Annotated in this window: 10 protein-coding genes; 2 read left to right on the top strand and 8 right to left on the bottom strand. The window is 68.7% G+C overall.

Going from position 1 to position 12,292, the window contains the following annotated elements; translation table 11 throughout:
- From J3R73_RS03685 to J3R73_RS03675, 3 genes are all read right to left on the bottom strand, one after another.
- Entirely contained in the window at positions 1 to 147 is a 147-nt protein-coding gene (locus J3R73_RS03685; RefSeq protein WP_307422512.1) for a hypothetical protein, read from the bottom strand.
- Positions 144 to 959 carry a sensor histidine kinase gene (locus J3R73_RS03680; RefSeq protein WP_307422509.1) on the bottom strand — a complete coding sequence of 272 codons (816 nt, stop codon included), beginning with the start codon at positions 957 to 959 and terminating at the stop codon, positions 144 to 146. The genes J3R73_RS03685 and J3R73_RS03680 overlap by 4 nt, the downstream gene beginning before the upstream one ends.
- 411 nt (positions 960 to 1,370) lie before the next feature.
- Complete coding sequence (locus tag J3R73_RS03675) at positions 1,371 to 2,828, bottom strand: efflux transporter outer membrane subunit (protein ID WP_307422507.1); 1,458 nt, start codon at positions 2,826 to 2,828, stop codon at positions 1,371 to 1,373.
- Positions 2,829 to 3,128: 300 nt separating this feature from the next.
- Between J3R73_RS03675 and J3R73_RS03670 the strand changes: the two genes are divergently transcribed.
- Complete coding sequence (locus J3R73_RS03670) at positions 3,129 to 3,839, top strand: TetR/AcrR family transcriptional regulator (RefSeq protein ID WP_307422506.1); 711 nt, start codon at positions 3,129 to 3,131, stop codon at positions 3,837 to 3,839.
- A gap of 15 nt (positions 3,840 to 3,854) precedes the next feature.
- On the opposite strand, the gene J3R73_RS03665 is transcribed toward J3R73_RS03670, so the two are convergent.
- Genes J3R73_RS03665 through J3R73_RS03645 form a run of 5 tightly spaced genes read right to left on the bottom strand, consistent with a single transcriptional unit; the run spans position 3,855 to position 11,125 of the window.
- Positions 3,855 to 5,348 carry a gamma-glutamyltransferase gene (locus tag J3R73_RS03665; RefSeq protein ID WP_307422503.1) on the bottom strand — a complete coding sequence of 498 codons (1,494 nt, stop codon included), beginning with the start codon at positions 5,346 to 5,348 and terminating at the stop codon, positions 3,855 to 3,857.
- 26 nt (positions 5,349 to 5,374) lie between these two features.
- Positions 5,375 to 6,082 carry an SDR family NAD(P)-dependent oxidoreductase gene (locus J3R73_RS03660; RefSeq protein WP_370880067.1) on the bottom strand — a complete coding sequence of 236 codons (708 nt, stop codon included), beginning with the start codon at positions 6,080 to 6,082 and terminating at the stop codon, positions 5,375 to 5,377.
- Positions 6,083 to 6,102: 20 nt separating this feature from the next.
- Positions 6,103 to 7,872, bottom strand: a complete 1,770-nt coding sequence (locus J3R73_RS03655) for a hydantoinase B/oxoprolinase family protein (protein ID WP_307422499.1) — start codon at positions 7,870 to 7,872, stop codon at positions 6,103 to 6,105.
- Positions 7,869 to 9,950 (bottom strand): hydantoinase/oxoprolinase family protein, encoded by a 2,082-nt coding sequence (locus J3R73_RS03650; RefSeq protein ID WP_307422495.1) that lies wholly within the window; start codon positions 9,948 to 9,950, stop codon positions 7,869 to 7,871. Before J3R73_RS03650 ends, J3R73_RS03655 begins: the two co-directional genes overlap by 4 nt.
- Positions 9,951 to 9,973: 23 nt before the next feature.
- Positions 9,974 to 11,125, bottom strand: a complete 1,152-nt coding sequence (locus tag J3R73_RS03645) for a mandelate racemase/muconate lactonizing enzyme family protein (RefSeq protein WP_307422492.1) — start codon at positions 11,123 to 11,125, stop codon at positions 9,974 to 9,976.
- 254 nt (positions 11,126 to 11,379) lie between these two features.
- On the opposite strand from J3R73_RS03645, the gene J3R73_RS03640 reads away from it, so the two are divergent.
- The gene (locus tag J3R73_RS03640) at positions 11,380 to 12,231 is read left to right on the top strand and encodes an ABC transporter substrate-binding protein (RefSeq protein WP_307422490.1); all 852 of its coding nucleotides are present in this window, start codon (positions 11,380 to 11,382) and stop codon (positions 12,229 to 12,231) included.
- Positions 12,232 to 12,292: the final 61 nt, after the last annotated feature.

The following is a 12,292-nucleotide window of genomic DNA, read 5'->3' as shown; positions in this document are numbered from 1 at the left end:
CTACTTCGTCTCGATCGATATTCCGTCTTTGCCGACACTGATTTCGACGCCGTTCGCCGCCTGGCGCTCCCGGTAGAGCTGATAGCCCAGCACCGCGCCGACGACGACGAGCGCGGCGATCGCCATGTAGAGAACGTTGCGGTTCATGATTGGACGTCTTCCGGCTGGAACAGCACGGTAAGGCGTGCCCCCCGGTCGCGATCTCCCCTGCCGAACTGGAGTTCGCCGCCGAGCTGTCTGGTGAACGCGGAAATCAGCTTCATCCCGAGCCCCCTTGCGGTGGCGGGATCGAAGCCCGGGGGCAGGCCCGGACCGTCATCGGAAACGCAGAGCGCACACCCCTTGCCCGCACTGGCCTGCAGGCTGACCGCGATCCTGCCCTTCGCATGCTTGATCGAATTGGTGATCAATTCGCTGGCGACGAAGGCGAGCGGGATGGCCTTGGCAGTCGGAATTCTCAGTTCTGCCGCATCGAGCGCGAGTGACCGCTCCGGAAACTGAGCAGACACCAAGCCGAACAGATCCTGGCAGAGCTTTTCGAGGAATGGCTTGAACTCGACAGTTTCGGTATGATCCAGCGTGTGAAGATGCCGATGGATGCGAACCAGGGTGTTGACGCGGTTGGCGGCGATGACCAGTTCGCTCGCCGCTTCGGCGCTTTCGGTCGTGCGGCTCTGCATCGAAAGCAGGCTGGTCATCAGTTGCAGCCCGTTCAGCAGGCGATGCTCGGCTTCTCTCGCCAGGATGTCGTTCCGCTCGGCCGGGTCCGTCTTCTGAAGCAACACGGCGCTGTCACGGCCGATGGATGCTTCGAGCCTGTCGCCCGTCACCCCGCGCATGGCTGGTTCGTGTTCGCAGAGCGCAATCGCGGGACGTATCGGGCCGGCGCCCTTGTCCGTCCGGTGAAACGGCGTATCGGCTGTCGCGATTACGGCGTATGCGAGATTGGAAACAACCATCACAAGCCCTCCTCGGGCATAATGAGATGCGGATCAAACCACGAAGGGGAGTCGCACGCCCGAGAGGAAAAGCTGCTGCCCGCACAGTAGCAGTAAAAGTCCGTATCGGCAGGATTGGTTGGTCACAGGAGCGAACAATTGCATCCGCAGCGGCTTGCCTTCACGCCGTGACCGTCGCGGCCCCTCCAGCACGCTGGAGAGGCCTCGCCATTTGCATCACGGCGGCTGAGAATTATTGAAAGTTTTCCCGGCGGCGTTGATCTCGATCAACCTTGCTCCGGACGGGCCGTCACGCGTCCGGCGCCCGCCTCATCGGCACGCCTCGTTGCCCCCAGGGCCGGCCGCATCGCTGTCGACGGCGCAGGACGCCGGCACTGCGGGGACGGACAATCTCGGCGGTGCCTAGCGGGCTCAGTTCTCTATGGCGGCTTGGGTGGAGGAAGCAATGGAAGGCGCCTGATGCGGGCCCGTATTGACGTCGATGACTTCCGGCTTCGAGGCGTCGATAGCGCCGCTCCATCCCCCGCCCAGCGCCTTGTTGAGCGCGATATAGTCGGTGGCGATGGCAACCTGGCTCTGGATCAGGGAGTCCTCGGCCGAATAGAGGGAGCGCTCCGCCTCCAGCAGATCCAGAAAACTCTGCGAGCCGGATTGATAGAGCGACCGGCCGAGCGAGGCGGCCTTGCGATAGTTCTGTGCCGACACATCCAGCTTGCCGACCCTGATGCGCTCCTGCGCGAGCGCGACGATGGCGTTCTCGACATCTTCGAGCGCACTCAGCACGGCGGAGCGATAGGCGATAAAATACTGGTCCCGCTGGGCGCGTGCCACGTCGACGGCAGCCTGGAGCTGGCCGCCGTTGAAGATGGGAACCGTGAGCGTCGGCCCGAACGACCAGCTGATCGACGAGCTCTTGCCGACATCGCCGAGCTTCAGGCCCGTCGTGGCGATGCTGCCTGTGAGGCTGACGCTGGGATAGCGCGCCGCCTCCGCTTCGCCGATCTTGGCGGTGTACTGCGCATATTGGCGCTCGGCGAGCCGCACATCGGGGCGGGAGAGTAGAATGTCGGCGGGAACGCCGACCGGCATCGGCCATTTCGGCCGTGGAATGGGAACGGACTTGCGCAGCCGCTCGGCCAGCGCCGCCGGGGGCCGGCCGGTCAGCACCGACAGCCGGTGCACCGCCTCGGCAAAGGAGGTCTCCAGCGTGGGGATGTCGGCTTCCGTGCTCGCCGCCTGGCCGGCCGCGTTGGCGGCGTCGACGGCCGAGGACGCCCCGATCTCGAACTTGGTGCGGGTGAGCGCCTCTGTCTCGCGTTGCGACGCGGCGGTGCGGCGGGCGAGCGCGATGCGGGCCTGATAGCCACGCGCCTGGACATAATTGGAGGCGACGTCGCCGATCGCCGTGAGCAGCGTGGAGCGCAGATCTTGCTCTGCCGCATCCACGCCGTAACGGGCCGCCTCGGCGGCACGGTGGTTGGCGCCGAACAGGTCGAGTTCCCAGCTGGCATCGAAGCCCGCCTGGAACTGATTATAGGTGCTTCCCACACCCGTCTGCGAAGCAGCCGTCTTGTTGCGCGTCGCGGAGCCCGAGCCGTCGAGCGACGGCTGCAGCGCGCCGACGGCCTCCCGGTAGCTCGCGCGGGCCTCGCGGATCTTGGCCTTTGTCGTGGCGACATCCAGATTGCCCGCCACGGCGTCGCGGATCAGCGCATTCAGAAGCGGATCGTTCAGCCGCCGCCACCATTCGGCGAGTTCGGGCGGCCGGGACGGCTTGGCCTGCTTCGCATTCCCCCATGTGGCGGGGACAGCCAGCGAAGGCTGCCGATAATCGGGCCCGACGGCACAGCCGGCGAGAGCTGTGCTCATGATGAGAATGCCGATCCCTGCCAGGCGGCGGCACGGCCGCGGGCGCCATGCCGGGGCACCGCTCGGCTCTGTCGTCACGATCGCGGCGGCTTCGAAGCGCCCGAGGATGTTTGGGGGATCGCGGCGGGATGGCATTCCGGCTATGAGGAGGGTGGCGGCGGACCAGCCGCCGGTCCCCGTCCGATAAGGAGAACCCGGGGATTGCCTGCGACGGAGGCGTCTGCCGGAGGTGTACGCAACTGACAGGATCACCTCGGCCTCCGACTTATAGTACGGTGCCGTACCAATATATGGGGAGGCATGCTGGTGTCAATCGCAGGGGATCGTGACGAGCCCGCCGCCGAGCACCTGGAGAAGCAGGAAGAGCAGGCCTTTTCCGCATCCGCCCGAGCGGGCGCGCGACGCGGCCGGCCCAAGCGGATGTCCGACGCGGAGCGGGCGGTGGCCATCGCACGCCGGGCGCGCGAATTGTTCCTCGAGAAGGGCTACGCCCGCACGACGATGGAGGACATCGTCGCCCGTTGCCGCATCTCGAAGGCCACCCTCTACCGTCTCTTCCCCGGCAAGACCGAGGTCTTCGGCGCAGTCATAGAAGATCATCGCCATGACATGCTGGCCCTGCCGGGGGACTATGACGACCTCCCGGTCGACGAGGCGCTCGCCCGCATATTCCGCATCGACATCGAGGCCGAAGCCGATCGCGAGCGCATGGCGCTGATCCGCTTCGTGGTCGTCGAGGGGCGAGAGTTTCCCGAGTTGGGCGCTCTCCTGCGCGAGCGGGGAGCGGACCGGTCGCGCCAGGAACTGGCCGGGTGGCTGGAACGGCAGAAGGCCAGGGGCCGCATCGACCTGCCCGATGCCCATGATGCGGCCAAGGCTTTGATGGACCTGGTGTTCGGTGCGCTCGTCCTGAAACCCCAGGCCGACTTCGGCTGGCCCGAGCGTCAGGAACGCATCCGCTACCTGCGCAACTGCCTGGGCATGTTCACCCGGGGAATTCTTCCGCGCTGAGAGCGGACGCCGCCCTCACACCACGCCGGACCATGTGTCGCGCCGCCAGTCCGAGCAGCAGAAGGGCCGCCCGCCCTCGATGCCGGCGCAGACGATCGCACCGAAGCGCAGGTCGCCGTCGTCGATCGGCACGACATCGTGGCCGAACGCCTCCAGGCCGGCGAGATGGGGGTGGGACCTCTCGACCAGCAACCGCGAATTCTCGCTGCGCCAGCGCGGCCTGGCGATCGCCGCCGCAATGTCCACGCCCTCGACGAAGATCGCGGACAGGACCTGCAACAAGGTCTGGACCTGCCCGTCGGCTCCCGGCGTCGCCATCGCCACGCAGGCGTCCGCGCTTTCGATCAGCATGGGCGCCAGCGTGTGGATCGGCCGTTTGCCGCCAGCGCCGTCATTGGGAGCCGCGGTGAAGCCCGCGGCCCGGTTGTTGAGGGTGAAGCCGCCTTCGGGGACGAACACCGCCGAGCCGAAACTGTCGAAGACGCTGACCAGCGAGGAGACGGTCATGCCCGCGGCATCGGACACGGCGACACCCGCGGTATGGAGATAGGCACGCGGCCCGCCCTTGCGGCTCGCCTTGTCGACATCGACCGGGAGCGGCATGTCGAGCAGGGCGCGGCCCTCGCCCGCCCGGTCGCGATAGGCGAAGCTGCTCTCCGTGAGTTCGACGCCGATATGGTCCCGTTGGGCAGCCGGGTCCTGCCGCCCGGTGCCGAGCGTGCCGAGCCGCTCCTCGCCGGCCAGCGCCATCGACAGCAGCACCCCCTGCGACACCGGCGGCTGGACATGCAGGGTGCGCCCGCGCCACAGCGTCGTCAGCGGCGGGAGGACCATCGTGTGGTGGCGCCGCAGGTCGTCGCCGTGCAGCGTTCCGCCGGTCCGCGCCGCGGCGGCGGCGATATGGTCGGCCATGGCGCCGTCATAGAAGGCGGCGCGGCCCGAGGCCCCGATCGCCTCGAGCAGGCCGGCCAGCGCCTCCTGCTTCACCCGCGTGCCCGCGGCGGCCTTGGCCATCGGCCAGGCTTCGGCCCCGCCTTTCGCCAGCCGCGCCGCATGATCGGCAAACACCGCCGTCAGGCCGGCGCCGATGACGATGCCCTCGCGCGCAAGCCGGACGGCGGGCCGAAGCAGGCGCTCCAGCGGAAGCTTGCCCCAGCGGCCGTTCATCGTGACCCAGGCATCGACGATGCCGGGCACGGTCACGCTGTTGCCGCCGTCATTGTCCGCCTGCGTCATCGCCAGCGGCGCGGCGCCGGTGCCGTTGACGGCCGTCACGACGCCGTCGGCCGACCGCACGAGGCAGAGCGCATCGCCGCCGAGGCCGCAGGCATCGGGAGCCAGCACGCAGAGCACCGCCTGTGCCGCGACGAGGGCGTCGACGGCGGAGCCGCCGTCCGTCAGCATCTCCTGTCCCGCCGCCACGGCGAGGGGATGGGCGGCGGACACCGCACCGCCCTGGCCGGACAGGACGGGCCGGTGCATGGAAGCGAAGGGATCGGCGATCAGCATGGTGTCCTTCCGGAGCGTTGATGGCATCAGATAGCGCAGTAGCCGCCGTCGACCACCAGCGTCGTACCGGTGATGTAGGCCGCGGCCTTCGAGGCGAGGAACAGGACCGTGGCGGCCACCTCCTCGGGCGTGCCCTGCCGCCGCATCGGGATCCGTCCGACGACATCGCGCTCGGCCTGGGCGCGGTCGGCCTGAAACGACCAGAACGGCGCGTTGAACGGCGTGTCGACCCAGCCCGGCAGCAGGCAGTTCACGCGGACGCCGTCGGGCGCGAGTTCGTCGGCGAGGCTGCGGCAAAGCCCGACGAGGCCGGTCTTGGTGGCATGATAGGCGGGCATGCCGGCATGCCCGCGCAGGGCGCCGGTCGACGCCGTGAAGATGACGCTGGCGCCGGCGGAGCGCCTGAGATGCGGCGCCGCCGCCTGCGCGAGGAGGAAAGGCGCCGTCAGGTTGACGGCGAGCGATCGCTGCCAGTCCGCAACGGTCCATTCGCCCAGCGGCCGCGACACCAGGATCCCGGCATTGGCGAAGACCGTGTCGATGCCTCCGAACCGGGCCGCCGCCGCCTCCACGGCACGGGCCGGGGCGTCCGGGTCGGCGAGGTCGCAGGCGAAGGCCTGCGCCGCTCCCCGTCCCGGCTCCGCGCAGGCCGCGTCCGCCGCCGCCGCGTCGATATCGGCCAGCAGGACGTCGTCGCCCTGGGCGCGGAAAAGGCGCATCGCCGCCAGCCCGATGCCGGTGGCCCCGCCCGCGATCAGGACCGTGCCGATGGCCGTCCCTCCCCGCTCGAGACACGCGCACGGCGCAGGCTCTCGGTCGAGGCCCGGTCGACGCTGCCCGCATCGGCGCTCACAACGACACCGTAATCGGCCCTGGCCGCCGCGACGGAGACGCGCCCGTCGAGCACGTCCTCCAGCACCTCGGCGGGATCGCGCTCGAAGGGGTCGCCATATCCGCCGCCGCCCGCCATCACATGGCGGAAAAGCGCGCCCCTGCCGAGGCGAATCGGCTTGGTCGGCAGTGTCGGCACCGTCGTCGCCACGCCGGCCTCCTCGATCACATTGGTGGAGGGTGCGCCCTCCCCGCCGCCGAACAGCCCGTGCGGCCGATAGCGGCGCTTGTCGGAGCGCACGCCGAGGAAGCAGTCGTCGGTGAGGATGCGGTATTCGCGCCGCAGCGCCAATCCCCCGCGCTTGCGGCCGACCCCGCCGGAATCGATGACCAGGCCGTAGTTCTCGATGAGCAGCGGGTAGTCCACCTCGATCATCTCGATCGGCACGTTCGACTGGTTCGACGCCATGTGCGGCACGCCGTCCTGGCCATCGGCCTCGAGGCTCGCCCCCCAGGTTCCCATGATGCATTCGGAAAACACGAAGGGGCTCCCCTCATGCCGGCCGGCGAAGGTCGGCAGCGTCGAGCCTCCCGCGCCGTCGGCCGTCAGCCTGTCGGGCAGGGCCGGCGCCAGCGCGCCGAACATGCAGTCGACGATGCGATAGCCCGTGATGCCGCGCGCGCCGCACGGCGCCGGAGAGGTGCAGTTGACCAGCGTGCCCTCCGGCGCCCGCACCGTGATCGGACGCGTATAGCCGTGGCAGTTCGGCATGCCAGCCGGCATGATCGAGCGCAGCGCGGCATAGACGTTGGATTTGGTGAAGGAGAGCGGCGCGTTGATGCCGCCGCGCACCTGTGCCGCCGTGCCCGCCCAGTCGGCGGTGATCTCGTCGCCGGCAACGGTCAGGGCGACGTGCAGGACGATCGGTTCGGGATCCTCGCCGAGGCCGTCTATATGGTCGGTGAAGCTGTAGACCCCATCGGGGATCGCGGCGATGTGGAAGCGGGCGATACGTTCCGCGAGGTCGTGCAGATCGTCCAGCGCCCGGCGCATGCGGGCCGCGCCATAGCGGCCGAAGAGCTCGGCCCAGCCGCGCAGCCCGGCTTCCGTCGCCGAGACCTGGGCCCGGATGTCGCCCAGCACGAGGTGGGGCACGCGCACATTCGCCTCGACGATGCGCCAGATCGCCTCGTTGTCGATGCCGCGCTCGGCCAGCTTGAGGAAGGGCAGCCGCAGCCCCTCCTGGAAGATCTCGGTGGCGCCGATCGAGTTCGAGCCCGGCACCAGGCCGCCGACGTCGACGTGATGGGCGATGGTCGTGGCCCAGCCCTCCAGCACGCCGTCATGGAAGAAGGGGCGGATGATATAGATGTCCGGCAGATGCTGGCCGCTGGCGAGATAGGGATCGTTGCCGATGAACAGATCGCCCTCGTGGATGTCGTCGCCATATTGGGTGATGAGGTGGCGCATCGCATCGTAGAAGCTGCCCAGATGCATGGGCGTGGTGAGGCCCTGCCCGACGATCTGGCCCTGCGCGTCGCACACCGCGGTCGAATAATCCATCGAATCGCGGATGATCGCCGAATAGGCGGTCCGCATCAGGATCAGCGCCATGTCGTCGGCGACGGTGTCGAGGCCGTTGCGGATGATCTCCAGCAGCAGCGGGTCGGTGGCGGCCGCGTCGTCCGTCATGGCTGTTGCTCCCTCTGGCGGTCGATGACGATATTGTGCTGCGCATCCAGCGTCGCTCTCCAGCCGGGAGGCACGACGGTGGTGGCGTCGGCCTCCTCGACGACGAGCGGGCCGGCCTCCCCGTCCGCGAGGGCGGCGCGGTTCACGATCCTCGTCTCCAGCCAGCCATGATCGCCGAAATAGGCTTGCCGGGACGGCATGGACAGGGTCTTCGCCGCATCGGCCATCCTGGCCTCCGGCCGCTCCACCTGAACCGTGCCGACCACCCTCAGCGCGACGATCTCGCGCCTGTGGGTCCTGGGCAGGCTGTGGCCGTAGGTGCGGGCATGGGCAGCGTCGAAAAGATCGGAAAGGCGGTCCAGCAGAGCGGCGTCGATCGCCCCGTCCGGCAGGTCGATCGTCAGCTCGAAGGCCTGCCCGGCATAGCGCATGTCGGCGCGGCGCTGCAGGCGGACGACCTCGGCCGCCCGTCCGAGACGCCGGACGACCTCGTTCTCGATCGTCTCGAACGCGGCCGTCAGGCGCGAAGGCTCCGCGGCGTCGAGCGGGACCAGCATGCCCTGCGACTGCGCGAACTCGATATCGGAGAACAGCAGGCCGAAGGCGCTGAACACGCCGGCCGCCGGCGGGATCACCACGCGCGTGATGCCGAGCGATTCGGCCAGCGCGACCGCATGGAGCCCGCCGCCGCCGCCGAAGCCGAGAAGGACGAACTCGCGCGGGTCCCGCCCCCGCGACGTGGTGACGGAGCGTACCGCCCGCGCCATGCGGGCATTGGCGATGGCGACGACGCCATGGGCGACCTCCTCCACCTTGCGGCCGAGGGGCTCGGCCAGTTGCCGGCGCACGGCGTCATGCGCCGCATCGGCGTGGATGGGCACCGTGCCGTCGGCGATCGCATGCGGATTGAGATAACCGAGCACGACATTGGCATCCGTCACCGTCGTCCGGTCGCCGCCGCGCCCATAGCTCACGGGCCCCGGCAGGGCGCCGGCGCTGTGGGGCCCGACGGAGATCTGGCCTGCCGGGTCGAGGCTGACGATGCTGCCGCCGCCTGTGCCGACCTCGCACACGTCGATGACGGGCAGGCGCAGCGCGTAGCCGCCGCCCTTGACCAGCCGGCTGCTGAGCGAGATGCCGCCGCCCACCTCATATTCGTCGGTCGTCAGATGCCGGCCGTTCTCGATCACCGACGCCTTGGCCGTGGTGCCGCCCACGTCGAGCGAGATGATGTTGTGGTAGCCGGCCCGCCGGCCGACCAGCCCCGCGCCGACCACGCCTGCCGCCGGACCGCTCTCGACCACCTGGGCCGGCCGCTCCAGCACCGATTCGAGATCGAGGATGCCGCCGCTGGACTGCATCATGAACAGCGGCGCCGTCATGCCGCCATCGTCGAGCCGCTTGCGCAGCGAGCGCAGATAGGAGCCGACGGGCGGCGCCACATAGGCGTTGATGACCGTGGTGCTGGTGCGCTCATACTCCCGGATCTCGGGCAGGACGTCGACCGAGAGGGTGATGAAGCAATCGGGCAGCCTCCGGCGCAGGATGTCGCCGGCCAGGCGCTCATGCGCGGGATTGGCATAGGAGTGCAGGAAGCACACCGCGACCGCCTCGATCCCGGCCGCCGCGATGGCATCGGCGATGGCCTCGATGCCGGCGGCGTCGAGCGGGGTCAGGATGTCCCCGCGCGGGCCGGTCCTCTCCCGCACCTCGTAGCGGAACCGCCGCGGCACCAGCGGGGCGGGTTTGCGGTAGAGCGGTTCGTAGAGACGCGGCACGCGGATGCGCCGCAGTTCCAGCACGTCGCGAAACCCCTCGGTCGTCACCAGGGCGGTACGTGCGCCCTTGCCCTCCAGGATGGCATTCGTCGCCACCGTGGAGGCGTGCATCACCTCCGCGACCTCGGCGGGCGAGGCCCCCCAGCGGGCGAGGATGCCGAGGCAGCCCTCGATCACGCCCTGCGCATAGTCGTGCGGGGTCGAGGGAACCTTGGCGGTGGACAGCGTCCCATCGGGCGCAAGCAGCGCCACGTCGGTAAAGGTGCCGCCGATATCGGCGGCGATGCGAAAAGCGGACATTCCGATCTCCCCGGCGACCCCGATCAAAGTGCGTATTTCCGCACCTTGCCCTCGTCGACCTCGATGCCCAAGCCGGGCTTCTCCAGGGGAAGAAGCGCCCCCTCGGCATAACCGAAAGGCTCGGTGGCGATATCGTCCTCGAAATAGTGGCCGCCGATCCTGCAGGGATGGCGCCCCGCCGGGGCCGATATGGGGATGACCGCCGGCAGCGACACCGCCCGCGTCGCCAGGGCGAAGGCCAGGTTGGCGGCATTGCCGACAGCCGATTCGATCGATCCGTTCACGTCGCATGGCAACCCGGCGGCCTCCGCAATGGCGGCCACCTCCCGCGCCCTCTGGATACCGCCGGCCTTGGCCAGATAGACCGACACCGCATCGGCGCCCCGCGCCTCCACGAGGTCGAGCGCATCGCGCGGCGACCAGCAGCTTTCGTCGGCGATGATCCTGGCCTTGGTGGCGGCGGTCACGCGCATCAGGTCCCGCAGGCCGGCGACCGGCTGCTCGATATAGTCGATGCCCGACGCCTCCAGTTCCTCGGCCACGCGAAACGCGGTCTTGACCTGCTTGTATCCCTGGTTGACGTCGAGACGCAGACGCATCTCCGCCGGCAGGCGGCGGCGCAGCTCGCGCACGAGCGCGACATCGCGCTCCGGATCCTGTCCGCCTTTGATCTGCAAGGCGCGGATGCCGTCGGCCGCGGCCATCTCGGCCTCCTCGACCGCCTCGGCCATGCCCATCAGGCCGACCATGTGCGCGACGACGACGCCGGGCCGCGTCGCGCCGCCCAGGAGGCGATAGACCGGCACCCCGAGCGATTTGCCCCACAGGTCGTGCAGCGCCATCTCGATGGCGGCCTTGGCATAGGTGTGGCCGACGACCAGCCCGTCCATCGCCTCGACGATGGCGGAAACGGCCGTCGGGTCCCGCCCCCGGAGATAGGCGCCGAGCACCCGGTCGACCATGGAGACGACGGTGTCGAGCGTCTCGCCGCCGTGGCGGCCATGCTCGCCGCCCCAGGTCGCCAGCGGCGTCGCCTCGCCATAGCCGACGAGGCCCGCATCCGTGTTGAGGCGGATCAGCACGAATTCCCCGAGCTCCTGGTCGAGGCCGTTCCAACTGAAGCTGCGCCTGAGCGGCAAGGCGAAAGGCACCGCATCCACACTGGTAATCTTCACCCGATTCTCCCTGCCGTCCGTCGGCGATGTCCGTCATTTCTCACAAATGAGAAATCTTTCTCTCGTGAGAATCAAGTTGATTTTTTATCGAAAGTGAAATTATCTTCGTTGCAGCGCGAGACGATCCGCCACGCAGAAGGGGCGCGGGGAGCCGAAGACGATCCATCGGTCCGCATTGTCCCGACATTCTTCGTTGCGGAAGAGTCTTCAGTGGGAATTGGATCAAGAACATCCAGCGGGAACGGGACTGAACCATGCGTATGCCTCTCGCCGCCGTTGCCTTCATGTCGTCGAGCCTCTGCCTGACGGCATCCGCCCTCGCCGGGACGCCGGGCTGCGAACCCGGCAAGCTCGCCGAGAAATATCCGGCACTGGCCGGCAAGGTGCTGATCATGGGCGCCGACGGGCAGACGCCGCCCTATGCGAGCCTCGATCCGAACACCGAGACGCTGGTGGGCTCGGACATCGATCTCGCCAAGGCCGTCTTCGACTGCATCGGCGCGAAATACGAGATCAAGCCGGCGGCATGGTCTGGCCTTTTCCCCGCGGTGGTCTCGGGGCAGATCGACCTGATGTTCTATCTCTACTACAACAAGACACGGGTGCAGCAGGGCGACTTCATCGTCTACATGAAGGCCGGCACGGGCGCGATCACCCAGAAGGGCAATCCGAAGGCCGTCAAGTCCGGCGACGATCTCTGCGGCAAGACGGTCGCCACCGGCCTCGGCACCGTCGAGGAAGCCCAGATGAGGAAACTGGGAGAGGCCTGCGTCGCCGGCGGCAAGCCGGCCGTCGAGGTCATGACCTATCCGGATCACGCATCCGGCTTTCGTCTCGTCGCCAGCAGGCGGGCCGACGTCATGCTGACCGACCTTGCGCTGGTCGACCGCACGGTCGCCGACAATCCAAGCCTGTATGAGCGGGCCTATGGCGTGATCGGCAGCTTCCAGATCGGCATCGCCGTGAAGAAGGGCAATGCGGCGCTGTCCTCGGCCCTTCTGGACGGGTTGAAGGCCGTGCAGGCCGCCGGTGTCCAGAACGCCATCTTCGCCCGGTACGGCGTCGATCCGGCGCTTGCCCTGCCCGCCGAACTGAAGACGAATTGACCGGCCTCCCCCGGCTGCCCGCCTCTTCCGGCGGCCGCATGGGCCACAGACAAAGAGCGGC

The sequence above is a fragment of the Labrys monachus genome, assembly GCF_030814655.1.
Classification (GTDB): Bacteria; Pseudomonadota; Alphaproteobacteria; order Rhizobiales; family Labraceae; genus Labrys; species Labrys monacha.
Note: the sequence above shows the minus strand (reverse complement) of the source record. Positions and strands in the feature narration are given on the sequence as shown.